Raw genomic sequence first — 24,967 nt, 5'->3', positions numbered from 1 at the left:
CTACCTGGCCCCCGTGCCCCGTCGTCCTGGCCTGTGGACAACCCCGCCTTACTTGACCAGGTCGGCGCGCAGGTCGTCGAGGACGCTGTTCGCGGCCGTCACGCCGAGGCCGAGGTACCAGGTCTCGTCCGGGACGTCCTTGGCCTGGCCGGCCTTGACGGCCTTGAGGCTCTTCCAGAGCGGGTTGGCCTGGGCGGTGTCCTTCTTGGTGGCCTTGGCGTCGCCGTACACGCCGGTGAAGATCCAGTCGGCGTCGGCCTCGTCGATCTTCTCGGGGCTGATCTCGGCCGCGAGCTCGTCGATCCGCTGGTTCTCGGGCCGGGGCAGGCCGGTGTCCTCCAGGATGGTGCCGATGAAGGACGCCTTGGCGTACAGGCGGATCTTGCCGGGGAGGTAGCGGACCATCGAGACGGTCGGCTTGTCCGGGCCGATGTCCGTGCCGAGCTGCTTCGCCTTGGTCTCGTACGCGGCGAGCTTCGCCTTCGCCTCGGCGGTCCTGTCGAGCGCGGCGGCGTTGAGGAGGTAGTTCTCCTTCCAGGTGAAGCCCGGGCGGATGGAGAACACGGTCGGCGCGATCTTCGACAGCTCGTCGTACTTGTCCGCGGCGCGGAGCTGGCTGCCGAGGATCAGGTCGGGCTGGAGGTTGGCGATGGCCTCCAGGTTGAGGTTGTTGATGGTGCCGACGGACTTCGGGGTGCCGGCGTCCTTCGCGAGGTAGCCGGGGATGCCGTCGTCGCCCTCGGAGGGGGCGTAGCCGACGGGCCGGATGCCGAGGGAGACGACGTTGTCGAGCTCGCCGACGTCGAGCACGACGACCCGCTTGGGGGCGGCCTTGAGCTCGGTCCTGCCGAGCGCGTGGGTGAGGGTGCGCGGGAACTGGCCGGGCTGCGCGTCGGTGCCCATGGCCGCGGTCTTGGCGGCGGCGTCGCCGAAGTCCTTGCCGCCGGTGGCGACGTCCTTCTTCTTGGCCGTGTCCTCCTTGGCGGGGGAGGCCCCCGTGTCGGAGCTTCCGCCTCCTCCGCAGGCCGCGAGCGAGAGCGCGGCGGCGAGGGCGGCGGCGGTGCCGCGGCGGCGGAGGGACATGAGAAGGCTCCTGTACGGGTCGTCCTGGCGGGGACACGGGCGCGTCCTGGCGGAGCCGCAGGCTCCGCTTAGGGTCGCCTTACCTTACTCACCTTGGGTCACTCCAGCACAACCGCCCCCTCACCCTCAGCCGAACCGCCGCACGACCACCCTTATGTGTGAAGTGACCCGGCTCGTGTTGTTCGGCTGGAAGTGCGAAAACTAGCTTCGTGGCCGGAGGTGACGAGTCGATGACAGCGTGTGCCATCGAGACCGCGGCCGAGGACGACGGCCGCGACCGGGAACGCGGCGGGGACACCGCGTGGCCGACGGGGTTCACGATCACGGCGAACGGCGCGTACGCGGCCCGGCTCGCGGGGGCCGGCAGCGCCCTGTACGTGGAGCGGTGGACCCTCGACGGCCCGGAGCCGTACGCCGTGCCGCTCCCCCTCGGCCAGCCGGAGGAGCCGGGCACCCAGCTGCTGCCCCTCGCCGACGGCCGGGTCCTCGTCGCCCGCCGGGTGGACGGGCGGCGGAACACCTTCTCGCTGCTCTACCCCACCGGCCCCGCCACCGGCGAACTCCCGCTCGGCGCGGTGGAGGCACCCGGCTCCGAGCACCTGGTCCTCCTGCCGCCCGCCCCCGACGGCGTCCGCGCGTACGCCCTGTGCGTGGGCCCCGACACGACCACGCTGTGGCTGGTGGCGGGCGGCGCCTTCGGCCCCGAGCAGGTCGCCGAGGTCAAGGGCGGCTGCACGGGCGGGGTGTGGCTCGACCGCGCGGGCCGGATGCTCGCGCTCGACCGGCGGATCGACGGCGGGCCGGTGAAGGCCGTCGCCGTCGACCTGGAACGGGGCGGTGAGGTCACGCCGCTGCTCCAGATCACCGAGGAGAGCGACGACCGGCTGCTCCTCGCGGACCCCGACAGCGGACTGCTCCTGATCCGCTCCGACGCCCCGTCACCGGGCCACGACCGGCTGGGCTGGGGCGTGCTGGGGAGTCTGCTGCCGGTGCGGTTCCCGGAGTGCCTGCGGCTCGACGACGCGGCGGTGACGCCGTTCGCGGCGCAGCCCGGCCAGGTGCTCGTGCCGGAGAGCTGCTCGGTGGCGCTGCGGATCGACGCGGCGGCCGGGAGCTGGGTGGGCACCTGGCGGCCCTCCTCCCGCCGGATGGGCCAACTGGCCGCCCCCGTCGGCTGGCTGGCCGGTGCGGGCCTGTGGACGGCCGACGGGCTGCTGCGGCTGCCGTACGCGACGGCCGAGGTGCCGTGCGGTCTCGCCGGCCTGGAACCGCCGCCGGAACCCGAGCCGGTGGCCGTGGCCGCCGACACGCCGCGGGCATGCCGACCCGTGCCGCTCCAGCAGGCACCGCTCACGGACCGCAGGCCCGCTGACTAGAATCACCCGCCGCACGACCAGATCGATTCGTACGGGGTGAGTTCCATCATGGCGGAAGCAAGCACGCAGGGGCAGGAGCCGAACGGCTCCGGCAGGCATCGTGGCGAGGCGTCGCCGGCGGAGGACTCCGCGTCCTCGCCGCACGGGCGTCACCGCCGCGAACCCGACGCGAAGTGACCGGTTCGCACACGGGATGACGAAGGGCCCCGGGGTCTCCCCCGGGGCCCTTCGCCGTCCCCACCTCCGCCGCCCCGCCCCCACCGGGCGACCGGCGTCGGTCCTTCCCCGCCCCCGGGCCGGGTCAGTCCTTCCTCAGCCCCAGCACCTCCGCCGCCGCGAAGGTCTCGCCGGCCGGGCGGGAGGCGTAGTGCGGGGTCAGGACGGCGTCCAGTTCCTCGTACGTGAACGCCTCCTTGGCCGTGTCGAACTTGGCCGAGACGCGCGGCCGGTCCACGACCGCCACCATCCCGCCGTGCACGACGAGCAGCTGGCCGTTGACCCCGGCCGCGGCCGGCGAGGCCAGATAGCCGACGAGCGGGGCCACGTGCTCCGGCGACAGCGGGTCGAGCTCGCCCTCCCCCGGCTCCCCGAAGCCCGCGAAGACGTCCTCCGTCATCCGGGTCCTGGCCCGCGGGCAGATGGCGTTCGCGGTCACCCCGTACCGGGCGAGGGCGAGGGCCGTCGAGGTGGTGAGGCCGACGATGCCGCCCTTCGCCGCCGCATAGTTGGGCTGACCGGCCGAGCCGGCGAGGAACGCCTCGGAGGAGGTGTTGACGATCCGGCCGTACACGCCGGTCTCCCCCGCCTTGGCGCGGCCCCGCCAGTGCACCGCGGCGAAGTGGGTCGTGTTGAAGTGGCCCTTGAGGTGGACCCGTACGACGGAGTCCCACTCGTCCTCGGTCATCGAGAAGACCATCCGGTCGCGCAGGATGCCCGCGTTGTTGACCAGGACGTCCAGCTTGCCGAACTCGGTCACCGCCAGGTCCACCAGGGACCGTGCCGTCTCGAAGTCGGAGACGTCGCCGAGGTGGGCGACCGCCCGCCCGCCGGCCGCGCGGATCTCCGCCGCGACCTCCTCGGCGGGCGCGGCGGAGGCCGCGCCCGAGCCGTCCCGGCCGGGCTGCCCGTAGTCGTTGACGACGACGGCCGCGCCGAGCCGGGCCAGTTCCAGCGCCTCGGCGCGGCCGAGACCGCGCCCGGCGCCGGTGACGATCGCGCTCAGCCCTTCCAGAGGGAGTGACATCTCGCGGGGGTCCTCTCAGATCTCGAAGCGGTCGGGCCTCGAAGCGGTCAGATCTCGATGCACGTGCGGAGGGCGACGCCGGTGCGCATCTGCTCCAGGGCCTCGTTGATGCCCGCGAGCGGTACGCGGTGGGTGATGAGCGACTCCAGGTCGATGCGGCCCGCCCGCCAGAGCGCGATGGCCCGCTCGTACGACCGGAGCACGTCCCCGCCGCCGTACATGGAGGGCAGGATGCGCTTCTCGTCGAAGAACAGCTCGAACATGCTGAGCTGGAGGTGGTCGTCGAGGGCGCCCGCGCCGACGACGCAGAGGGTGCCGCCCCGCCGGGTCGTCTCGTACGCGGTGCGGGCGGTTGCGGACCGGCCGACGACCTCGAAGACGTAGTCGAAGCCCTCTCCGCCGGTGATGCGCTGCTTGGCGTCGGCGAGCGCGTCCGGGGCGACCGCCTCGGTGGCGCCGAAGCGCAGCGCGGCCTCGCGCCGGGACTCGACCGGGTCGACGGCGACGATCTGGGCGGCGCCCTGGAGCTTGGCCCCCTGGATGGCGGAGATGCCGACGCCGCCGCAGCCGATGACGGCGACGGACGAACCGGCCTCCACCTTGGCGGTGTTGATGGCGGCGCCGAGGCCGGTGGTGACGCCGCAGCCGATGAGGGCGGCGATGTCGAAGGGCACGTCGTCGGGGATGGGCACGGCGCAGCCCGCGTCGACGACGACCTCCTCGGTGAAGGTGCCGGTGCCGGCGAAGCCGAAGACGTCGCCGCCGGGGCGCTTGAAGTTGGGCACGCCGGCGTTCATGAATCCGGCCAGGCACAGGTGGGTCTGGCCGCGCTTGCAGGAGGGACAGCTGCCGCAGGCGGGCAGCCAGCAGAGCAGGACCCGCTGCCCCTGGGAGAGGCCGGTGACGCCGTCGCCGACGTCGAGGATCTCGCCCGCGCCCTCGTGGCCGGGGATGAAGGGGGCGGGCTGCGGCAGGACGCCGCTCATCGCCGAGACGTCGGAGTGGCAGAGGCCGGTGGCCCGGACGCGGATCCGCACCTTGCCGGGGCCGAAGCCCACCGCCTCGACGTCGTCGAGGACTTCGAGTTTGTCCTGGCCGATCTCGTGCAGTACGGCTGCGCGCATGGTGCGGATCCCCTCAGGAGTACGGAAAGGAGCGGGAGAGCGTGGGTTGTCTCAGGAGTGCTCGACGACGGTGTCGGCGAGTACGGGTGCGTCGTCGCGCTCCACGGCGGTGACGGTCACCTGGACGGTGCCCTCGCCGGCCCACATCCGGACCCGCAGGGTCTCGCCGGGGAAGACCACGCCGGCGAAGCGGGTGCGGTAGGCGCGGACCCGGGTGACGTCCCCGTCGAGCAGGGTGTCGACGACGGCCTTGAGGGTCATGCCGTACGAGCACAGCCCGTGCAGGATCGGCCGGTCGAAGCCGGCGAGCTTGGCGAACTCGGGGTCGGCGTGGAGCGGGTTCCAGTCGCCGGAGAGCCGGTAGAGCAGGGCCTGTTCCTCGCGGATGGGGCGTTCGACGGTGGCGTCGGGCGCCCGCTCCGGGACGGGGAGGCGTTCGGAGGGGCCGCGGTCGCCGCCCCAGCCGCCCTCGCCGCGGACGAAGATCTGGGCGTCGCTGGTCCAGAGCGGGCCGTCGTCGTCGGCGGCCTCGGTGCGCAGCACGAGGACGGCGGCCTTGCCCTTGTCGTAGACGGCGGCGACGCGGGAGGTGGAGACGGCCCGGCCGCCGGTGGGGACGGGGCGGTGGAGGGTGACGGACTGGCCTCCGTGCAGGACGGCGGCCAGGTCGATGTCGATGCCGGGGGCGGACAGCCCGCCGACGACGCCCATGCCGGCGCCCGCGACGGTGGCGAAGCTGGGCAGGACGTGGAGGCGGGACTCCAGGGTGTAGCGGAGCTCGTCGGGATCGGTGGCCGGGCTGGGCTTGCCCTGGAACGATCCGGCGCCGAGCCCGAGGTGGTAGAGCTGGACGTCCTTGTGGTCCCAGGCGATCTCGGCGCTGCGGGGTTCGGCGGCGACGGCCTTGGCGGGGTCGATGGGCATCGGGCTGCTGCTCCTCGTGGCGGTGAAAGACCTCGGCGCGACCGTCCGCACCGTCGGTCGCACCGAGGCCGTGCGGGACCGTCCCGGAACGCGGCCGTTCTAGAACGCGTTCTAGGTCGGTGGACCCCATGTATAGCCCAGGCGACAGAAGTTGGGAACCCTCCCGGCGGCAGACTCCTGACGCTGCGTCAGAAAAGGGGTGCCCCCGCGGACCCGGGACATTTGTCACCGCCGGGTCCGTACATCCACGCCTGCCGCGCACCCGCCCCGGATTCGTAGCGTCGTACCCATGACGACAGACACCCCGCACGACCCGGCGGTCGCCTTCGAGGCGGCGACCAAGACGTTCGGCGCCGTCCGCGCCGTCGACGGTCTCGACCTCGCCGTCCGGCGGGGCGAGACCGTGGCCCTGCTCGGCCGCAACGGCGCCGGCAAGTCCACCGCCATCGGCCTGCTCCTCGGCCTCGACGAGCCCGACAGCGGCCGGGTCTCCCTCTTCGGCGGGACCCCCGCCCACGCCGTGGCCGCCGGCCGGGTCGGCGCGATGCTCCAGGAGGGACGGCCCGTCCCCCGGGTCACCGTGAGTGAACTCGTCGGCTTCGTCGCCCGGACCTACCCCTCCCCGATGCCGGTCGCCGAGGCCCTGGCGCTCGCCGGCCTGACCGGACTCGCCGGCCGCCGCGTCGACCGGCTCTCCGGCGGCCAGGTCCAGCGGGTCCGCTTCGCCGTCGCCCTCTCGGGCAACCCCGAGCTGCTCGTCCTGGACGAGCCGACGGCCGCCCTCGACGTCGAGGCCCGCCAGGAGTTCTGGGACTCCATGCGCGGCTACGCGCGCCGCGGCAACACCGTCCTGTTCTCCACCCACTACCTGGAGGAGGCCGACGCCTACGCCGACCGGATCGTCGTCCTCGACTCCGGCCGCGTCCTCGCCGACGGCACGAGCGAGGAGCTCAAACGGGCCGCCGGCGGCAGCCTCGTCTCCTTCGACCTGGCCGGCGGCCCGAGCGACTGGCTCGCCCTGCTGCCCGGCGTCACGTCCCACGAGATCCGCGGCGACCGCGCCCGGCTGCGCACCGAGGACTCCGACGCCACCGTCCGCGCCCTGGCGGAGCGGGACGCGATCCGCTCCCTCGAGGTCTCCCCGGTCACCCTGAACGATGCCTTCCTCGCCCTCACCCACAAGCCGCGGACCGCGGCCAGGACCCTGGAGACCACGCGATGATCACCTCGTACGTACGCCTCGAAGTCCGCCGCACCCTGCGCGACCCCGGCTTCACGATCTCGACGATCGGCGTCCCGGTGATGATGTACCTCCTCTTCACCAACCTCGGCGGGGGCGACAGCGGGTACAAGACGGCCGCCATGGTCGGCATGGCGGCGTACGGGGCGCTCGGCGCCGCCCTCTCCCTCGGCACCGGCGTCGCCGAGGACAAGTCCACCGGCTGGCTGCGGCAGCTGCGGATCACCCCGATGACCCCCCGCCAGGTCGTCACCGGCCGCGCCCTGACCGGATCGGTCGTCGTCCTCCCCGCCATCGGCGGCGTCCTCCTCGCCGGCGGCCTCGCCAACGGCGTACGGATGGAGGTCTGGCAGTGGCCGGTGGTCGCCCTCACCCTCTGGCTGGGCTCCCTCCCCTTCACCCTGCTCGGCATCGGCAACGGTTACCGGCTCACCGCCCAGACCACCGGCGTCGTCAACGTCGCCTGCAACCTCGGCCTCGCCGTCGTCGGCGGCCTCTGGTTCCCGGTCGTCCTCTTCCCCGACTGGCTCCGGACGCTCTCCTCGTACACCCCCACCAACCGCTTCGCCGAGCTGGGCGTCTCCGTAACGGAGGGGACGGCGCCGGGGGCGGCGGCCCTGACGGTGATCGTCGCGTGGGCCCTGCTGTTCGGTGCGTACGCGGCGGTCTCGTACCGCCGTGCGGCGAGGACGGTGTAGGAAATGAGCATGACGAACGGGAGGCGCCCGCGGCGCGTGGGCCTGCGGGAGCGGAGACGAGCGCGGGCGGACCGGGGACCGACCGGCATGAGCCTCCTGCCCTGGCTGCTCATGGGGCTCGGCGCGCTCTCCCACCTCGTCGGCGGCGAGGCCCCGAACCCGTGGATCGGCGGCCTCGGACTGCTCGCCTTCAACACGCTGTACATCGCGGTCGTCCTCCGGGCCTTCCACGCCCGCACCAGGGAGGCCCCGCTGACCTGGGTCCTCCTCGGCCTCCTCGGCGCGCTCACCTTCGCGCTCGCCATCGGCTACGGCCGGGAGTGGCTGCTGTTCTTCCCCCTCCTGGGCCTCGCCGTCGGGGCCGTGGTCCGCCGCGGCAGACTCCTGACCGTGATCGCCTTCCCGCTGGTCGTCGCGGCCGGGCTGGTGACCTTCTGGCGGGACGGCTGGAACTCCTTCGGCATCGTGTACGGCACGTTCATCTCCATCATGGTCACCGCGACGATCCTCGCCCTCGACCAGACGGTCCGGGAGCTGCGGTCGACCCGCGAGGAGCTGGCCAGGACGGCCGTCGAGAAGGAGCGGCTGCGGTTCTCCCGCGACCTGCACGACCTGCTCGGACACACCCTCTCGGTGATCGTGGTCAAGTCCGAGGTCGTCCGCCGGCTCGCCCCGCACGACCTCGACGCCGCCCTCGACCAGGTCCGCGACATCGAGTCGGTGGGCCGCCAGGCCCTCACCGAGATCCGGGAGGCCGTCACCGGCTACCGCGAGGGAAGCCTCGCCACCGAACTCGACCGCGCCCGCGACGCCCTCACCTCCGCCGGCATCGAACCCGTCGTCCGCCGCTCCGGCCCCCTCCTCGCTTCGCAGACCGAGGCCCTCCTCAGCTGGGTCGTCCGCGAGTCCGCCACCAACGCCGTCCGCCACAGCGGCGCCTCCCGCTGTGTCATCGCCGTCGACGGCACCCCCGACCGCGTCCGCCTCACCGTCACCGACGACGGCCGCGGCCCCGGAGCCACCGGCGGCCAGGGCAGCGGACTGCGCGGCCTGCGCGAGCGGGTCGCCGCCGCAGGCGGCACTCTTGACTCGGGACCGGCCCCCGGGGCGGCTTCCAGGTCACCGCGGAACTCCCCGCGGAGACCCCCGACCCGCACCAGGGAGAGCCGACGCGATGATCAGAGTCCTGCTCGCGGAGGACCAGGGCATGATGCGCGGGGCCCTGGCGCTGCTGCTCGGGATGGAGCCGGACATCGAGGTCGTGGCGCAGGTCGGACGGGGGGACGAGATCGTCGACGCGGCGCTGCTGTCCCGGCCGGACGTGGCGCTGCTCGACATCGAGCTGCCGGGGCGCTCCGGGCTCGACGCGGCGGCGGACCTGCGCGACGAGGCGCCGGACTGCCGGGTGCTGATCCTCACGACGTTCGGCCGACCCGGCTATCTGCGCCGGGCGATGGAGGCGGGCGCGGTCGGGTTCCTGGTCAAGGACGGGCCCGTCGAGGAGCTGGCCGAGGCGGTCCGCAAGGCCCTGCGGGGCGAGACCGTCATCGACCCGGCGCTGGCCGCGGCGGCCCTGGGCGCGGGCCCGAACCCCCTGACCGCCCGCGAACGGGACGCCCTGGCCGCCTCGGTGGACGGCGCGACGATCGCGGACATCGCGGCGGGCCTCCACCTCTCGGAGTCGACCGTCCGCAACTACCTCTCGTCGGCGATCGGCAAGACGGGCACGCGCAACCGCATGGAGGCCGTCCGGGCGGCCCGTCGGCAGGGGTGGCTCTAGGGCCAGGCGTCGTGGGGCGGACGGGAAGGTGACGACAGGCCCTGGGCCGGCGCTACAGGCCCTCGGACAGGGCCGCCGCGCGCTGCGCCTCGAAGTTCCGCACGTACGCGTCGAAGACCGACGTGTCCTGGTTGTCCTCGTACTTGAGCAGCGCCTCGTCGTTGTACTTGAGCGCCGTCACCGTGTAGGTGTGACTACCGGTGAAGACGATCTTCTTGTCGACGCCGCCCAGGTACGTGCCCTCGATCAGCAGGTACTTCGTGTGGGAGTCGGTGCCGCCGCGGCCGTCGTTGTCGAGCTGGTGCAGGACGACGCGGCCCTTGCCGGTCACCGGCCTGGTCAGCCAGTTGGCCACCTGCGACATGGGCTGGCCGTCGGCCGACCAGTTGTCGAGCGACCGGTAGACGATCTCGACGTGGCAGCCCGCCTGGGCGAGTTCCCACAGCTGCCTGGCCACCTCGGGGCGGGTGATGTGGCCCTGGGCGATGCGGATCCTCGTCCGGCCGTCCGACGTGCCGAATCCCGGGCCGTTGCCCTGGCAGGGGTTCGCGGTGCCGGCCGGCGCCACCGTCTTGAGGATGTTGACGACCGTGTCACTGCCCGACTTCGGGAAGAAGTAGACCTTGGCCTTGCCGGCCTGGGTGTCCCCGTAGTCCGCGACCTGCGGCGCCTGCCCGGCCGCCGCGGCGGCCTGCGCCGTGAAGTACGTGGTGTACGCGTCGGACAGTTCCCTGTTGCCGGCGACGGTCAGCGCGTCGTTCCACCAGCCGAAGTCCTGGCCGGTGAGGTTGCCGGAGGACTGCACCACCACGTTGTCCACGGGGACGGTGCCCTTGCCCCTGGTGCGGGAGAACAGGAAGAACTTGTTGTGGTTGACGTTGTCGTACCAGCCGTCCGGGTCGGTCGCCGTGGTGCCCGGGTCCAGGGCCAGACATGCCTCCTGGTTCCTGCAGCTCCGTACCCAGGAGTCCGCGGCACCCGGCGCCGCCAGTTGGCTCGCCAGGCTGTCGGCCCCGGTGGACTTGCTGTCGTGGTCCAGGACCACCTGGACGGTGACGCCCCTGCGGTGGGCGGCGCCCAGCTTGTCGGCCAGGTACTGCGACTGGAACAGGTACAGGGAGATCCTTACGGACGAGCCCGGCTCCGCGCCGTCGACGAGGTCCGCCAGGTGGAAGAGGATCCGGCCCCGGGCGGCCGCGTCCGTGCTCGACGGGTCGTTGAACACGGCTCCGGTGGTCACGGCCAGGACCGGTTCCGCCGAGGCCGAGGGGGCGATCGTCAGTGCGGCACCCACGGCGAGTGCGGTCACGCCCGTTCTGAACTTGCTCTTGATCGATATCACTTGGGCATTCTCACCCACGGCGCCCCGTGGGCTTCGGGAGCCAGACATGCATCAGCACCGCCGCCCCGATCAGGATCGCCGTCGAGACGCGGAAGGCGACCGCGTAGCCGGCGGTGAGGGCCTCGGGGTCCGGGGTGCCGTGGGTGGGGCCGGTGACGGCCGCGGCGACGGTGGAGAGGGCGGCGAGACCGACGGCGCCGCCCATCGTGCGGGAGGTGTTGACGAGGCCGGCGACGAGACCGGCGTCGTCCGGGGAGGCACTCGACGTGGCGAGGGTGGCCAGCGGAGTGGTGGCCAGGCCGATGCCGGCCATCATCAGGACGCCGGGGCCGAGGATCGTCCCCAGGAAGGTGCCGTCGGCGGTCATCGTCGACTGCCAGGCGAAGCCGGCGGCGCCGATGAGGGCGCCGAGCACGGCGAGGTTCCGGGCCCCGACGGCCGGCATCAGGCGCGGGGCGAGCTTGGAGCCCAGGACGACGCTGAGGGAGCTGGGCACGAGGGCGAGGCCCGCCTGGAGCGGGGTGTGGCCGAGGACGTTCTGCGCGTACACGGTCATGAAGAACCACATGCCGAAGGAGCTCGAACCGCACAGCAGGATCGCCGCGTTGGCCGCCGACACCGTCCGCGTACGGAAGATCTTCAGTGGCATCAGCGGGGCGGCCGTGCGCGCCTCGACGGTGACGAAGACGCCGAGGAGGGCGAGGCCGCCGAGGAGGGTCAGCAGGGTCGCCGGGGCGGTCCAGCCCGCTTCCTCGGTCTGGACGATGCCGTACGCGAGGGTGGCGAGCCCGGCGGTGACGAGGACGGCGCCCGGCAGGTCGAGCCGGCGCCCGGTGCCGGTGCGGCCCTCGCGGAGCCAGAGGAGCGCGCCGGCGAGGACGAGGACGCCGATGGGGACGTTGACGAGGAGGACCCAGCGCCACGAGAGCAGGTCGACGAGGAGGCCGCCGACGAAACCGCCCGCGGCGCCGCCCGCCGCCCCGACCGCCGTCCAGGTGCCGATGGCCCTGGTCCGGGCGGACCCGGCCGGGACGGCGTCCGTGACCAGGGTCAGGGTGGCCGGCGCGAGGACGGCGGCGCCGAGGCCCTGCACGGCGCGGGAGAGGACCAGCTGCCAGCCCTCCTGGGCGAGCCCGCCCGCCACCGAGGCGGCGGTGAACAGCCCGAGCCCGAGCAGGAACATCGCCTTCCGCCCGTACAGGTCGGCGGCCCGCCCGCCCAGCAGCATGAAGCCGGCGAAGGCGATCGCGTACGCGTTGAGCACCCACTGGAGCGCGAGCTCCGTGAGTCCCAGGTCGGCCCGCATCGACGGCAGGGCCACGTTCACGACCGACACGTCCAGGACGACGAGGAACTGCCCCGCGCAGGCGGTCAGGACGACCGCCCAGGGGCGGGCCGTGGCACGCGCCGGGGCGCGGGAGCTTCCCGCGGCGGATCCGGCAGCGGCCCCGGAAGCGGGGTCGGGAGCCGGGTCCGGGGCGGGGTCGGCGGCGGACGCGAAGCCGGAGCCGGGCACGGAGTCGGGGGCGGAGTCGGGGGCGGAGTCGGTCTGCGGCATGGGTGTCATGGTCGCCGACCGGCTTCGCCCCCGTACATACGCCGGCCGGCCTGGGACGCCGGGGGTCCCAGGACGCCGAGGGCCTAGGGCGCCGGGTCCGCGGCCTTCCGCAGGAGGGTGACGACCGCGGCGCCGCCGAGGCCGATGTTGTGCGCGAGCCCGACCCGCGCGCCGGTCACCTGCCGGGCGCCCGCCTCGCCCCGGAGCTGCCAGACCAGTTCGGCGGTCTGGGCGAGGCCGGTCGCGCCGAGGGGGTGGCCCTTGGAGATGAGGCCGCCGGAGGGGTTCACGACCCAGCGGCCGCCGTAGGTGGTGGCCCCGGACTCGACGAGCTTGCCGGAGGCTCCCTCCTCGCACATGCCGAGCGCCTCGTAGGTGAGCAGCTCGTTGATGGAGAAGCAGTCGTGGAGTTCGACGACGTCGACGTCCTCGATGCCGAGCCCGGAGCGTTCGTACACCTGGCGGGCGGCGGCCCGGGACATGGGGAGGCCGACGGCGTCGATGCAGGAGCCGGAGGCGAAGGACTCCTCGGTGTCGGTGGTCATCGCCTGGGCGGCGATCTCCACCGCCTTCCCCCGCAGCCCGTGTTCGTCGACGAAGCGCTCGGAGACGACGAGGGCGGCCGCGGCGCCGTCGGAGGTGGGCGAGCACTGGAGTCTGGTGAGCGGGCGGTGGACGGTCTTCGCGGCGAGGATCTCGTCGACGGTGTAGACGTCCTGGAACTGGGCGTAGGGGTTGTTCGACGAGTGCCGGTGGTTCTTCGCGCCGACGGCCGCGAGCTGCACCTCCGTCGTCCCGTACCGCTCCATGTGTTCGCGGGCCGCGTTGCCGAAGATCTGGGCGGTGGGCGGGGACATCTCGAAGCCGTGGCCGGCGGCCATGATCCCGTAGTGGCGGGCGACGGGCGAGGTGCTGAAGTCGCCCGCGCCCGATCCGCCGCCGAGGGCGCCCCGGGTCATCTTCTCGAAGCCGACGGCGAGGACGCAGTCGGCGATGCCGCCCTCGACGAACTGGCGGGCGGTCATGAGGGCGGTGGAGCCGGTCGCGCAGTTGTTGTTGAGGTTGTAGACGGGGATGCCGGTGAGGCCGAGTTCGTACACGGCGCGCTGCCCGGCGGTGGATGCCTGGAAGCAGTAGCCGACGGCGGCCTGCTCCACGCGCGCGTAGGGGACGCCGGCGTCCGCGAGGGCCGCCGTTCCGGCCTCCCGGACCATGTCCCAGTACTGCCAGTCGCGGGTCTCGGGCTTCTCGAACTTCGTCATCCCGACACCGACGACGTACGCCTTGGTGGTCATCGCGGGTTTCTCCCGGTCTCTCGGTCTCAGTCTCTCGGCAGTCCGAGCAGGCGCTCGGCGACGACATTGAGCTGTACTTGGGTGGTGCCGCCCGCGATCGTGAGGCAGCGGGACATGAGCAGGCCGTGGACGGCCCGTTCGCCGGGGCCCTCGCGCACGGCGCCTTCGGGGCCCAGGAGTTCGAGGGTGAGTTCGGCGAGTTTCTGCTGGTGGAGGGTCTGGACGAGCTTGCGGACGCTGGCGCCGGCGCCGGGTTCGAGGCCGGACACCTGGAGGAGGGTGGTCCGCAGGCCGATGCACGCGAGCGCGTGCGCCTCGGCGAGGAGGCCCCCGACCCGTGCGCGTACGGAGCTGTCCTCCCGCGCGGCCCGGTCGATGAGCGCTTCGAGGCCGGTGTCGAAGGCGACCTGGTCGGCCATGTGGACGCGTTCGTTGCCGAGGGTGTTGCGGGCGACCCGCCAGCCGTCGTTCACCTCGCCGACGACGGCGTCGGCCGGGAGGATCACGTCGTCGAACCAGACCTCGTTGAAGAGGGAGTCCCCGGTGATCTCCTTCAGCGGCCGGACGTCGATCCCGGGGGTGTTCCGCATGTCGACGAGGAAGTACGTGAGCCCCTGGTGCTTGGGGGCGGCGGGGTCGGTGCGGGCGAGCAGGATGCCGTGGTGGGCCCACTGGGCGGCGCTCGTCCACACCTTCTGTCCGTTGATCCGCCAGCGGCCGTCCTCGGTGCGCTCGGCGCGGGTCCGGAGGGAGGCGAGGTCGGAGCCCGCCCCGGGCTCGGAGAAGAGCTGGCACCAGAGGCGTTCGCCGCGCAGGGTCGGGGCGAGGTGCTCGGCCTGCTGTTCCGGGGTGCCGTGGGCGAGCAGGGACGGCACCACCCAGGTGGCGATCCCGAGTCCGGCGACCGTGATCCCGGCCTCGTCGAGCTCCCGCTGGACGGCGAGCTGCCGCAGGGGTCCGGCGCCGAGTCCGTACGGCTCCGGGAGGTGCGGGGCCGCGTAGCCGGTGGGGGCGAGGACGCGCCGGGCGGCGGACGGGTCGAGCCCGGCGGCGGGGGCGACGGCCTCGCGGGCCTCCCTGCGGTACGCGTCGGCCTCGGGCGGCAGATCGAGGCGCAGGCCCCGCCGGACGCCCGCGGCCGCGTGGCGCAGGGCGGCGAGGCGGTACCCGTCGCCGGTGCCGAGGAGCTGACGGGCGACGAGGGCGCGCCGCAGCAGGAGGTGGGCGTCGTGCTCCCAGGTGAAGCCGGTGCCGCCGAGGATCTGGATGCAGTCCTTGGCGCAGGTGTACGCGGCGTCGAGGGCGGTGGCGGCGGCGAGCGCGGCGGTGAGCGGCAGGGCTTCGTCGTGGCCTGCGGCGGCGCGGGCGGCGTCCCAGGTGAGCGCGCGGGCCTGTTCGAGCCGGACGAGCATGTCGGCACAGAGGTGTTTGACGCCCTGGAACTGTCCGATGGGGCGCCCGAACTGTTCGCGTGTACGGGCGTGTTCGGCGGCCGTCTCGACGGCGCGGGCGGCGGTGCCGCAGGCGTCGGCGGCGAAGAGGACGGCGGCGAGGTCGTGGACGAGGGCGGTGGCGGTGCTGGCGCTCGGGCTGGTTCGCGCGGGGGCGTCGGCCGTGGCCCCGGTCTCGGTGCCGGTGCCGGTGCCGGTGCCGGGACCGAAGGTGAGTTCGCGGGCGGCGGGGACGTGGGTGGCGCAGGCGGTGACCTCGGCGGTGGGACGGGTCGGGTCGGCGCTCTCGTGGGGCCGGACGGCGAGCCCGCCGGTGTCCACGGCGAGCCAGACGCTGCCGTCGGCGGTGGCCGCCCGCAGGATCACCAGATCCGCCTGGGCGCCTCCGAGGACGGGTGGCGCGGTGCCGTCGAGGAGGTACCCGCTCGCGGTCCGTACGGCGGTCAGGGTCCCGGTCCCCCCGAGGGCGACGGCCCCGATCCGCTCCCCGCGCGCGATCTCCCCGGCCCGCTCCCCCTGGGCGGCCCGGTGGAGGATCTCGGCGGCGAGCACGGAGGGCAGGTACGGCCCCGGCAGCAGCGCCCGCGCCGCCTCCTCCACGACGACGACGAGGTCCCCGAGCCCGCCGCCCCCGCCCCCGTGCTCCTCGGGGAGGTGCAGCCCGAGGAGCCCCTGGTCGGCGGCGACGTCCCAGTACACGGGCCGGCCGGTGGCGGTGTCGGGGACGTCCAGGTGCTTGCGGACCTCCTCGGGCGGTACGGCGCGGGTGAGCCGGCCCCGGACGGATCGGGCGAGCTCCCGCTCTTCGTGCGTGATGGCGATGCCCATGCCGCGCAGACTAGAACACGTTCCATTCTGACGGAAGGTCAGAAACGAGTCGGGAAAAGTCTGCATGACGCAGGGGAATCCGAGGTAGAGTCTTCTGCGTGGCGCAGAGAATGCGTTGCGCAGTCACTATGAACGGGGAATCCCATGCTCACCGTCGCCGTCACCGGGGCCACCGGAGCCCAGGGCGGAGCCACCGCCCGCAGCCTGCTCGCCGCCGGGCACCGGGTGCGCGCCCTCACCCGCCGCACCGACTCCCCCGCCGCCGACACGCTGCGCGCCCTCGGCGCAGACGTGCGCTACGCGGACTTCGACGACCGCCCCTCGCTGGACGCCGCCCTCGCGGGCGCCGACTCCCTCTTCGCCGTCACCACCTTCGAGGCCGGTGCCGCGACCGAGGTCCGGCAGGGCACGGCCCTCGTCGACGCGGCGGCCGCCGCCCGCCTCGGGCACGTCGTCCTCACCTCCGTCGCCCACGCCGACCGCGACACCGGCGTCCCGCACTACGAGAGCAAGCGGACGATCGAGCACCACCTGCGCGCCTCCGGCACGCCCTGGACGGTGATCGGCCCCGCCGCGTTCATGGACAACTACGCCGGCGGTTGGACCGCCGACGGACTGCGCGAGGGCACCTTCGCCTGGCCGATGCCGGCCGACCGCCCGCTCGCCCTCATCTCCTCGCGGGACATCGGCGCCTTCGCCGCCCTCGCCCTCCGGCGCCGCGAGGACTTCACGGGACGGCGCATCGACATCGCCTCGGACGAACGGACCCCCGGCGAGATGACCGGCGTCCTCGCCGCCGCCCTGGGACGCCCGGTCGCCTATCAGGAGGTCCCGCTCGCCTATGTGCGCACCCGGTCCACGGACCTGGCCGCGATGTTCTCGTACTTCACCACGTCCGGCCTCGACGTCGACGTCACCGGGCTGCGCCGCGCGTTCCCCGAGGTCGGGTGGCAGGGTTTCGACGACTGGGCCCGGACCCAGGACTGGACGGCCATACTCGCGCCAGAGACCGAGACCGGCACTGGCACTGGCACTGGCACCGAGCCCGAGCCCGCGGCGGCTCGTCGCTGACGACGCCGACGCCGACGCACACGAACGGAGAGTCCCGCATGACGCCCAGGCCGAAGCCCATCGGCTATCTGCTCAACCGCACGGACGAAGCCCTCACCCGTGTCATGGACGGCACGCTCGGGGAGTTCGGCCTCAGCCGTGTCGCCTGGCAGGTCCTCAACGTGATCAAGGACGGTGACGGGACCGGTGGCGAGACCGGTGACGGGACCGCGGACGCCGAGGTCCTGGCCGTCCTGTCGGCGAACGCCGACGCCTCCACGCTGACCGCCGCCGTCGACACCGTCCTCGCCGACGGCTGGGCGACCCGCCCGGCCCCGGGGAGACTCCGCCTCACCGCCGACGGCGGACGCCGGCTGGCCGAAGTGGGGTCGCACGTCGCCGAGTTCCGCACCCGGTCCGTCGAGGGCATCACCCCGGACGAGTACGGGACCGCCGTCCGCGTCCTGGAGCGCATGATCGAGAACCTCGAAGGGCCCGGCCGGCCATGAGCGGCACGGCGGCCGGGCAGCCCGGACCGTCAGGCGTGCATCACGGTCAGCTTCTCCGGTCCGCAGCCAATCCGCTCCGCCTCCGCCGCCACATAGCCGGGAAGCAGCTGTCGGGTGAGGTCGAACGCCTTGTCGTCGATCGCCCGCTGCTGTTCGACGAGGAAGACCACCGAGCCCGTCGCGCAGGTCGCCCGGTAGGCGGCCCGGGTCTCGCCGACCGAGCCGTAGCCCTTGAGGCCCTTGACGTGGGCACCGCCCCGCATGACGGACCGCGCGAAGACGTCGGCGAGTCCGGGATCGACCACCGTCGTGAACCTCAGGTAGGTGTTGGGCTGCTGGCCGCCCACCTCGCAGACCCTGGCAGGGCCGCCGAAGCCACCGGCCCGCTCCCGGGAGAGCAGTTCGCGCCGCTGGGCGGAGAAGCCGGCGGGCAGGGTGAAGCCCTTGATCCCGCAGAGCGTCTCCGTCGGCCTCTCCTCCCAGCCCGTCACCTCGGGAAGGTCCCCGGCCGCCGGATAGGACGCGGTGCAGCCCAAGGCGCGCATCGCCCCGTTGGCGGCGTCCACGGTGGCCCGCGCCAGCGCGGCGCGGTCCTCCTTCCAGCCGCTGCCCTCGGGGGACCGGTCGATGCCGGCCCGGCCCACGGCCACGTCGACGACCGTCGCGGCGGTGAAGTCGCGATGCTTGCCGGCGCAGCTCTCGGGCAGCGCCAGCCAGGCACGGGACGCGTTCGCCATGCCCGGCAGCCCCTCGCCGAGCGGCACCATGTCCGCGTCCAGGAACTCGGCGGGCCAGCGGTGGGCGTCCATGCCGTACAGGCCGTCGAGTTCGTGGACCCGGATCCGGACCTGGAGGCGCACGGCGCCGTCCCGGACGCTCGACACCCTGCACTCTCCATAGGAGAGGTCGCTCGTGCGCTGGGCCCGCTCCAGCCGCGCCTCCTCGGACCTGACCTCGGCGTCCTCGCCGAAGAGCGCGCTCACGGTCCCTTCGCCGAGCGAGTCCCAGCACGGGGCCGAACCACCCACGAGAGGCAGCGTGTCCGTCCGCCACGCGACGGTCCCGGCGCCCAGCAGCACGCCGACGAGCCCGGCGATCACCGACACCCGCGCCGTACGGTTCCGCAGCGCTCGCCGCAGCGGCGACACCCGCGCTCCGGCCGCCGCCCCGGCTCCGCCCCCGCCTTCCGTTCCGTCCACGACGCCGACCACACCCACACCGTCCGTCACCCGCGACACCCCCGTCACCTTGCCCCGCTCGTCCACGCCCTGCCTGTCCTGCCCCGGCCGAAACCACGCACGCCGGCGGCCCGGACGAGCCTAGGGCCTGTCGTCAGTGGGGTTGTCGTGGAGGCGTTGTCAGTGGGGGGTGCCAGGCTGTCGGGACAGCAGAGCACCTGACAGAGAGAGCGAGCACGCCATGGGTACGTGGGACATCGGCCCCTTCGACAACGACACCGCCGCCGACTTCTCGTACCGGGTGGACGAATCCCCGGCGGAGAAGAAGGCGGAGGTACTGCGGGCCTCCTTCCGCGAGGTGATCGAGACCGGCGAGGAGTACCTGGACGCCGACCTGGCCGTGGAGGCGATCGCGTCGGCGGCCCTGGTCGCGGCACAGTGCCCGGGCGGCGAGCCGGTCACCACCTCGTACGGCCCGAAAAACCCCCTGCCCGACCTCCCGCCCGAGCTGCGCCCCGAGGCCGTCGCCGCGCTCGACCGGATCCTCGCCGAACCCTCCGAACTGCTCGAACTCTGGGAGGAGTCGGACGGCGAGGAGTGGAAGACGGGCGTACGAAACCTGCGGGCCGTCCTCACGACGACCTGACCCCCGCGCCCTACGCCGACGGGGACGGCCGGGCCCTCCGCGCCCGCCGTGCCCGGACGGCCAGGATCACGATCCCTATGAGGGTCGCCACGGTCAGCGGCCGATACGGCCCTCGGCTGCGGCGACCACGAAGGCCGTGAAGGCGACGGGGGTGGCGAGGAAGACGGGGCCCTCGGGGTTCTTGGAGTCGCGGACGGCGATATGAGCGGCGAGGTCGGCGACCTCGATGCACTGCCCGCCGGTGTCGCCGCTGTAGGAGGACTTACGCCAGCGCGCACCCGTCAGCTTCTGGTCGGTCCCCATACTGTTCCTCCATGACGCGGGCGATCAATGCGGCCGAGTCCTCCACGGAGAGGGCAGCGGCCCTGAGGTGATCGTAACGGAGCGAACCCTCCCTGAAGGCGGCCGGATTGGCCGTCATATGGCCCTGGACAAAGTCCTCCGTGTAGACGAGATCCGGATCGTCGTCGAACCGCAGCAGGTTGAACGAACCCATCAGTCCCGTATGAGCCCCGGACTTGAAGGGCAGAATCTGGACCTTCGCCCACTGGTCCTCCTTCATACGCAACAGGCGGGCGAGTTGGGCCGCCATCACCTCCCGACCGCCGATCTCCTGGCGGAGCACCGCCTCGCTGAGCACGACCCAGGTCAGGGGTGGGGTCTCCCGCTCCAGGATCCGCTGCCGCTCCATACGGGCAGCCACCTTGGCGTCGAGTTCCTCCACCGTCCTGACACCCAGCACGGCTCGGGCGTACCTCTCCGTCTGAAGGAGACCGTCGATCAGCTGCTCCTGATAGGAGTAGATGTACGTCGCCCTCGCCTCCATCTCCGCGTACGCCTGGAACCACGTCGGCAGTTGGCTGCGCAGTACCAGGCCCACCAGTCGTGAGAACAGCCCGCCCGTCATCAACGCCGCGTCGAGTTGTTCCGAGAACCGTCTCGTCGGGACCTTCTTGGCTGTTTCGATCTGGCCCACGAGCGAACCCGTGCAGTAGAGGATCTTGCCCAGCTGGGGCTGGCTGAGGCCGGCTTCTTCCCTCAGGCGGCGGAGTTCCGATCCGTAGTAGTCCAGCGGTGAGGCGCTGGGATCGAGGCTGCGGATGTTGACCATGGAGTGGTCACCCCCAAGCTCACATGGTGAGGCGTTGTGTTCAGGCCGTAGCCGAGCGTAACGAAGGCGGCTCAGGCTGGTGGCATGAATCAGGCAACAGACCTCTACCCTGCGGTACTTGCGACGAGCTACCGCATGTCCTTCACCGTGGGTGAGCATTCGGCGGGTCACATGCGCCGCATCCTGCGCATGTTCCTCACGCGTTGGGAACTGGACCATCTGGCCGATGCCGCCACGCTCGCGCTCACCGAGCTCGTCGCGAACGTCGTGCGGCACGTGCCGGGGCGCCGCTGCGCCCTTCTCATCCTGCGGGAGCCGGAGGGGCTGAGGGTCGAGGTGACGGACGGGGTGGCCGGGGCCGTCCGCGCGAGGGCGGCGGGGCCGCTGGACGAGGGCGGGCGGGGGCTGGTCCTGGTGGAGACGGTGACGGACCGGTGGGGGGTGGACGAGCGGGCCGACGGGAAGACGGTGTGGTTCGCGTGCGACGCGTAGGGCACCATGGGCGCTCGTACCGCGTACCCGCCAGTAGGAGGACCCGCCCATGGCCGCCGAGCCGACTCCCGAGATCCTTGCCGCCTTCGAGGCGGCGAAGGGCTTCATGCCCGTGGTGGAGGGGCTGGCGCTGTACGACGCCGCTGCCGAGGCCGGGAAGCTGGGGCTGCCGCTGCTGGAGGTCGGGACGTACTGCGGACGGTCGACGATCCTGCTGGCCGACGTGGCGCGGCAGGCGGGGACGGTCGCGGTGACGGTGGACCACCACCGGGGCAGCGAGGAGCAGCAGCCGGGGTGGGAGTACCACGACCCGACGGTGGTCGACCCGGAGGTGGGGCTGATGGACACGCTGCCGACCTTCCGCAGGACGCTGCACAAGGCGGGCCTGGAGGAGCATGTCGTGGCGGTCGTCGGCCGTTCGCCGCTGGTGGCGAAGGCGTGGGGCGGGCAGCTCGGCCTGGTGTTCATCGACGGCGGGCACACCGACGAGCACGCGACGAACGACTACGAGGGCTGGGCGCCGAAGGTCGCCCCCGGCGGTCTGCTCGTCATCCACGACGTCTTCCCGAACCCGGAGGACGGCGGTCAGGCCCCGTACCGGATCTACCTCCGCGCCCTGGAGTCGGGCGACTTCGAGGAGATCTCGGTCACCGACTCGCTGCGGGTGCTCCGCCGCCTGGGCTGAGCGGGCCGACGGCCGCCACCGTGAGGGGTGGCGGCCGCCGGGAGGGAGTGCTCGTCGTGGTGCCGGGTCAGAACCCGGAGGTCACGTAGAGGCAGTTGGTGTAGCTGTAGCCGGGTTCGATGTTCGCCTTGCTGGACTTGGTGTCCCCGGCGGTCGAGGTGCCGGTGGAGGCGCGCTTCTGGAGGAAGTGGTAGTCGCCGGCGGGCAGCAGCAGGGTCGCCTTCGGGTACTTGGAGGAGGGCCCGGTGCACGCCTTGGTCTTCTTGCCGTTCGAGAAGATCGGGCCGGGGTACTTGGTGCAGGTGCCGCACGCCTTGAGGGTGACCTTGCCGGTCATCGGGCCGGTGTAGAGCAGCTCGACCTCGCCCGGGCCGTCGTTGCTGACCACCATGACCATGCGGGTGCCGCCGGGGACCTCCGCCGGGGGCAGCCGGTTGCCGGCCGCGGGTTCCTCGTCGGCGATCTCGGCGGCGATGGCGATCGAGCGGGCGTGTGCCGCCTGCGGGCTGCTCGGGTACGCCTTGGCGTACTCGGTCATGGTCTTGGCGGCGGCGGTGAAGTCCTTGTTCTTGAACTGGGAGGTCCCGCAGGTGAAGTCGCCCTTCTGGACCGCGTCGGCGGCTTCCTTCGAGGCGCCCTGGAGGGACGGGTCCGTCATGTTGGAGAGGGAGGAGCGGAGGGCGCGCAGCTCCTCGGTGGTGTCGCAGGGCGCGGCGCCGCCGGTGAGGGCGGTGGTCCGGGTCTTGATCGCCGCGCGGACGGCCGGCTCGACGCGGGTCGCCTGGTCGGACTTCGGGAAGGTGTCGAGGAGGTAGTTGAGGCTCTCGCTGGCGGTCGGGTCCGCGGTCTGGACGCCGAGCGCCGCCGTACCGCACTCGTAGAGGGAGTCGGCGAGCGGCTCGTCGGTCTTGGCGGGCCTGGAGCCCAGGAGGTCCTTGTCGACCGTGCCGGGCAGCCCCCGCAGGTACTTCAGCGGCGCGATGGCCTCGCAGTACCGCTTCTTCCCGTACGGGGCGGAGACCGTCGCGTAGTAGGCGTCGAGCCGGTCGGGGACCAGCTTCCCGGCCCGCGACCCGGCGTGCCGCGTGCCGAGGTCCTGGTAGGCGGAGAGAGCCTTGGCGAAGGTCGGTTCGGCCTTGTCGAAGGCGAGGCCGTCGGCTGACTTCACGAGCGCGTCCGCCGCGGAGAGCAGGTCGAGCAGCGCCTGCTCCTTCGCCTCGTCGCGGGCCGCCCCGTACGCGAGCGAACCGCCCGCGGGCACGGCGAGCAGCACGAGCGCGAGCGGCAGTGCCAGGCGCCGGACGGAGGCGCCGACCTGGAGCCTGGCGCGCAGTCCGCGCCGGGCGCCGTCGGCGGCCGCGGCGAGCAGGAAGACGCCGTAGCCGGCGAGGACACCGACGGGCACGCCGTCGACGTCGGCGGGGAGCGCGAGCACGAGCAGGGCGGCGGTGGCGAGCCAGCAGACCGCCGCGCCGACCCAGTTGCGCAGCAGGACGTAACCGAGGCCCAGGCAGGAGAGGTTGAGCAGGCCGATCATCGCGGCCTGCGCCCCGTTCGCCTCCCCCGGCGGCTGCGCGGGCGGCTGCGGGCCGTGGCCGGACGGCGGGCCGTAGCCGAACGATCCGTATCCCGGCGGCGGGCCGTATCCGGGCGGCGGTGCCTGCGGCGGTACGGCCCCGGCGCCCGCCCACCCCGGCACGGCCTCGGGACCGGTCCCCGCGCCGGGCGGGGGCGGGGCGGCCGCGCCGTACGGGTCGGGGGACCCGCCGTGCGGCTGCGGGCCCGGTGCCCCGCCGGGCGGCGGCCCGAAGGCGAGCGTGGGCGTGGCCGGAGCGGCGGGCGCCGCGGGCGGGGCCGGAGCCGTGGGAACGGCGGGCGCCGGAGGGCCGGCCGGGGCGGCGGGATCCGCCGGAGCCGGTGCCACCGGGGTCAGCGGCAGCGTCGGCGGCGCGGGTGGCGTCGGCGCGGCGGGAGCGGCTCCCGGCGTCGGCGGTTTCGTCAGGCTCGGAGCCGTCCACGGCGGCTCGGTGGCTCCCGGAGGCGCCGGGTCGCGGGGCGCTTCGGCGCCTCTCCCGGCGGCCGGGTCTCGCGGATCTAACGCGCCGCCGCCCGGGACACGGTCGGACGGCTCGGGACGTGCGTCGTTCGGTTCTTCCCCCACCACGGTTCCCCCTCGTGGGTCCATGCGCGGTGACACCCCACCGTCGCCTCTTCTCACCTACCCTTCACGGTCCGCGCACACGCGTCCACCGATCCGGGAAGCGGTGACCAACCTGCGACGTACGCCCTGCGGGAATTCGCCCCGCGCAGGGCCTAGAGTCGCTGAGTGCCGTACGACCACCGGAACACCGCCCGCCGTACTCTCGCCCTCGCCCTGGCCGCCACGGGCTGCTGCGCCGTACTCGCCGGATGCGGGGCCTCCCAGGCCGCGCCGCCCTCCGCGAAGGCGCAGGAGGCCCGGCAGTCGCAGCAGTCCCCGCAGGCCCCGGAGACACAGGGGGAGAGCGGGACGCAGGCCCGGCCGCCGCTCGCCTCCGGACCGACGCGGAGCCGCTCGCCGCTTCCGCTCTCCCAGAGCCGGTCGCTCGTCGGGCGCACCGTCGTCATCGACCCCGGCCACAACTCGGGAAATTTCCGCCATTCCACGGAAATCAACAAAAAGGTGAACATCGGGACGACCCGTAAGGAATGCGACACCACGGGCACCTCCACCAATGGCGGGTACACGGAGGCGTCGTTCACCCTCGACGTCTCCCACCGGCTGCGGGACCTCCTCACCGCGCGCGGCGCGAAGGTGATCCTCACCCATGACGGCGACCGCCCCTGGGGTCCCTGCATCGACGAGCGGGCCCGCATCGGCAACGCCGCCCGGGCCGACGCCGTCGTCTCCGTCCACGCGGACGGTTCGGCCGTCGGCAACCGGGGCTTCCATGTGATCCTGCCCGCACGGGTGCGGGGCGGAGCGGCGGACACCGCCGCGATCGTCGGACCCTCCCGCGCGCTCGGCGAGCGGATCGCCGACCGGTTCGCCCGCGCGACCGGAACCAACCCCGCCAACTACCTCGGCGGGGGTACCGGGTTGGATGTGCGCGACGATCTCGGCGGACTCAATCTCTCAACCGTGCCCAAGGTCTTCGTCGAATGCGGCAATATGCGTGATCCGAAGGACGCACGGCTGCTCACGTCGTCGACGTGGCGGCAGAAGGCGGCACAGGGGATCGCGGACGGCATCGCGACCTACCTCAAGGGGTAGAACCCGCGGGCGATAGATTCGCTCCGTACGATGGGGCCGCCCCGTGCCGTGAAGCCCCGAGTGCCACCCCCGACGCGACGACCGACGACCGACGAAGGACT

The 24,967-nt window shown here is 73.2% G+C and carries 22 protein-coding genes and 1 pseudogene; 11 read left to right on the top strand and 12 right to left on the bottom strand.

Annotated features, from left to right (window positions below; all coding sequences use genetic code 11):
- Window positions 1-48: 48 nt before the first annotated feature.
- Window positions 49-1,083 (bottom strand): ABC transporter substrate-binding protein, encoded by a 1,035-nt coding sequence (locus ACFVZH_RS02340; protein ID WP_384891871.1) that lies wholly within the window; start codon window positions 1,081-1,083, stop codon window positions 49-51.
- A 230-nt stretch (window positions 1,084-1,313) separates the two neighbouring features.
- Here ACFVZH_RS02340 and ACFVZH_RS02335 point away from each other — a divergent pair, with 230 nt between their 5' ends.
- Window positions 1,314-2,459 carry a hypothetical protein gene (locus tag ACFVZH_RS02335; protein ID WP_384891868.1) on the top strand — a complete coding sequence of 382 codons (1,146 nt, stop codon included), beginning with the start codon at window positions 1,314-1,316 and terminating at the stop codon, window positions 2,457-2,459.
- A 301-nt stretch (window positions 2,460-2,760) separates the two neighbouring features.
- On the opposite strand, the gene ACFVZH_RS02330 is transcribed toward ACFVZH_RS02335, so the two are convergent.
- From ACFVZH_RS02330 to ACFVZH_RS02320, 3 genes are read right to left on the bottom strand one after another with little or no spacing between them, the layout of a single operon-like run.
- Complete coding sequence (locus ACFVZH_RS02330; protein ID WP_384891865.1) at window positions 2,761-3,702, bottom strand: 3-oxoacyl-ACP reductase; 942 nt, start codon at window positions 3,700-3,702, stop codon at window positions 2,761-2,763.
- A gap of 47 nt (window positions 3,703-3,749) precedes the next feature.
- Entirely contained in the window at window positions 3,750-4,826 is a 1,077-nt protein-coding gene (locus tag ACFVZH_RS02325; RefSeq protein WP_384891862.1) for a Zn-dependent alcohol dehydrogenase, read from the bottom strand.
- A gap of 51 nt (window positions 4,827-4,877) precedes the next feature.
- Entirely contained in the window at window positions 4,878-5,750 is an 873-nt protein-coding gene (locus tag ACFVZH_RS02320) for a MaoC/PaaZ C-terminal domain-containing protein (RefSeq protein WP_384891859.1), read from the bottom strand.
- A gap of 289 nt (window positions 5,751-6,039) precedes the next feature.
- Between ACFVZH_RS02320 and ACFVZH_RS02315 the strand changes: the two genes are divergently transcribed.
- The 4 genes and pseudogenes from ACFVZH_RS02315 (at window position 6,040) to ACFVZH_RS02300 (ending at window position 9,468) form a co-directional block, all read left to right on the top strand.
- Window positions 6,040-6,972: an ATP-binding cassette domain-containing protein gene (locus ACFVZH_RS02315; protein WP_384891856.1), complete on the top strand. Its 933-nt coding sequence runs from the start codon at window positions 6,040-6,042 to the stop codon at window positions 6,970-6,972.
- The gene (locus ACFVZH_RS02310) at window positions 6,969-7,688 is read left to right on the top strand and encodes an ABC transporter permease (RefSeq protein WP_384891853.1); all 720 of its coding nucleotides are present in this window, start codon (window positions 6,969-6,971) and stop codon (window positions 7,686-7,688) included. The genes ACFVZH_RS02315 and ACFVZH_RS02310 overlap by 4 nt, the downstream gene beginning before the upstream one ends.
- Window positions 7,689-7,697: 9 nt before the next feature.
- Window positions 7,698-8,866, top strand: a pseudogene (locus tag ACFVZH_RS02305) (sensor histidine kinase).
- Window positions 8,863-9,468, top strand: coding sequence for a response regulator (locus ACFVZH_RS02300; RefSeq protein WP_384891850.1), 606 nt, complete (start codon window positions 8,863-8,865; stop codon window positions 9,466-9,468). The pseudogene ACFVZH_RS02305 and the gene ACFVZH_RS02300 overlap by 4 nt, the downstream one beginning before the upstream one ends.
- A 52-nt stretch (window positions 9,469-9,520) precedes the next feature.
- On the opposite strand, the gene ACFVZH_RS02295 is transcribed toward ACFVZH_RS02300, so the two are convergent.
- From ACFVZH_RS02295 to ACFVZH_RS02280, 4 genes are all read right to left on the bottom strand, one after another.
- On the bottom strand, window positions 9,521-10,810 hold the full coding sequence (locus tag ACFVZH_RS02295) for a phospholipase D-like domain-containing protein (RefSeq protein WP_384891847.1): 1,290 nt from the start codon (window positions 10,808-10,810) through the stop codon (window positions 9,521-9,523).
- A 10-nt stretch (window positions 10,811-10,820) separates the two neighbouring features.
- Window positions 10,821-12,368, bottom strand: coding sequence for an MFS transporter (locus ACFVZH_RS02290; RefSeq protein ID WP_384891844.1), 1,548 nt, complete (start codon window positions 12,366-12,368; stop codon window positions 10,821-10,823).
- An 83-nt stretch (window positions 12,369-12,451) separates the two neighbouring features.
- Entirely contained in the window at window positions 12,452-13,663 is a 1,212-nt protein-coding gene (locus ACFVZH_RS02285; RefSeq protein WP_384891841.1) for a lipid-transfer protein, read from the bottom strand.
- Between the two features lie 26 nt (window positions 13,664-13,689).
- A complete protein-coding gene (locus ACFVZH_RS02280; RefSeq protein WP_384891839.1) occupies window positions 13,690-15,942 on the bottom strand; it encodes an acyl-CoA dehydrogenase in 2,253 nt (750 codons plus the stop codon).
- 144 nt (window positions 15,943-16,086) lie between these two features.
- Between ACFVZH_RS02280 and ACFVZH_RS02275 the strand changes: the two genes are divergently transcribed.
- Window positions 16,087-17,013 carry an NmrA/HSCARG family protein gene (locus ACFVZH_RS02275; protein ID WP_384891836.1) on the top strand — a complete coding sequence of 309 codons (927 nt, stop codon included), beginning with the start codon at window positions 16,087-16,089 and terminating at the stop codon, window positions 17,011-17,013.
- A gap of 38 nt (window positions 17,014-17,051) precedes the next feature.
- Window positions 17,052-17,501, top strand: coding sequence for a MarR family winged helix-turn-helix transcriptional regulator (locus ACFVZH_RS02270; RefSeq protein WP_384891833.1), 450 nt, complete (start codon window positions 17,052-17,054; stop codon window positions 17,499-17,501).
- A 29-nt stretch (window positions 17,502-17,530) separates the two neighbouring features.
- Here the strand turns inward: ACFVZH_RS02270 and ACFVZH_RS02265 are convergent, their stop codons facing one another.
- Window positions 17,531-18,766, bottom strand: coding sequence for a hypothetical protein (locus ACFVZH_RS02265; protein ID WP_384891830.1), 1,236 nt, complete (start codon window positions 18,764-18,766; stop codon window positions 17,531-17,533).
- Window positions 18,767-18,920: 154 nt separating this feature from the next.
- Here ACFVZH_RS02265 and ACFVZH_RS02260 point away from each other — a divergent pair, with 154 nt between their 5' ends.
- On the top strand, window positions 18,921-19,325 hold the full coding sequence (locus ACFVZH_RS02260) for a DUF4259 domain-containing protein (RefSeq protein ID WP_384891828.1): 405 nt from the start codon (window positions 18,921-18,923) through the stop codon (window positions 19,323-19,325).
- A 93-nt stretch (window positions 19,326-19,418) separates the two neighbouring features.
- Here the strand turns inward: ACFVZH_RS02260 and ACFVZH_RS02255 are convergent, their stop codons facing one another.
- Both ACFVZH_RS02255 and ACFVZH_RS02250 read right to left on the bottom strand, forming a co-directional pair.
- Complete coding sequence (locus ACFVZH_RS02255; RefSeq protein ID WP_384891826.1) at window positions 19,419-19,628, bottom strand: DUF397 domain-containing protein; 210 nt, start codon at window positions 19,626-19,628, stop codon at window positions 19,419-19,421.
- Window positions 19,588-20,436 carry a Scr1 family TA system antitoxin-like transcriptional regulator gene (locus tag ACFVZH_RS02250; RefSeq protein WP_384891823.1) on the bottom strand — a complete coding sequence of 283 codons (849 nt, stop codon included), beginning with the start codon at window positions 20,434-20,436 and terminating at the stop codon, window positions 19,588-19,590. The genes ACFVZH_RS02255 and ACFVZH_RS02250 overlap by 41 nt, the downstream gene beginning before the upstream one ends.
- An 84-nt stretch (window positions 20,437-20,520) precedes the next feature.
- Between ACFVZH_RS02250 and ACFVZH_RS02245 the strand changes: the two genes are divergently transcribed.
- Both ACFVZH_RS02245 and ACFVZH_RS02240 read left to right on the top strand, forming a co-directional pair.
- Entirely contained in the window at window positions 20,521-20,928 is a 408-nt protein-coding gene (locus ACFVZH_RS02245; protein ID WP_384891820.1) for an ATP-binding protein, read from the top strand.
- Window positions 20,929-20,977: 49 nt separating this feature from the next.
- Complete coding sequence (locus ACFVZH_RS02240; protein WP_384891817.1) at window positions 20,978-21,613, top strand: class I SAM-dependent methyltransferase; 636 nt, start codon at window positions 20,978-20,980, stop codon at window positions 21,611-21,613.
- Window positions 21,614-21,680: 67 nt separating this feature from the next.
- Here the strand turns inward: ACFVZH_RS02240 and ACFVZH_RS02235 are convergent, their stop codons facing one another.
- Window positions 21,681-23,537, bottom strand: coding sequence for a hypothetical protein (locus ACFVZH_RS02235; protein ID WP_384891814.1), 1,857 nt, complete (start codon window positions 23,535-23,537; stop codon window positions 21,681-21,683).
- Between the two features lie 402 nt (window positions 23,538-23,939).
- Between ACFVZH_RS02235 and ACFVZH_RS02230 the strand changes: the two genes are divergently transcribed.
- Complete coding sequence (locus ACFVZH_RS02230) at window positions 23,940-24,866, top strand: N-acetylmuramoyl-L-alanine amidase (protein WP_384891811.1); 927 nt, start codon at window positions 23,940-23,942, stop codon at window positions 24,864-24,866.
- Window positions 24,867-24,967 lie beyond the last annotated feature (101 nt).

Source organism: Streptomyces sp. NPDC059534 (assembly GCF_042743475.1).
Taxonomy (GTDB): domain Bacteria; phylum Actinomycetota; class Actinomycetes; order Streptomycetales; family Streptomycetaceae; genus Streptomyces.
The sequence above is the reverse complement of the archived record's forward strand: the minus strand, read 5'-3'. Positions and strand labels throughout refer to the sequence as shown.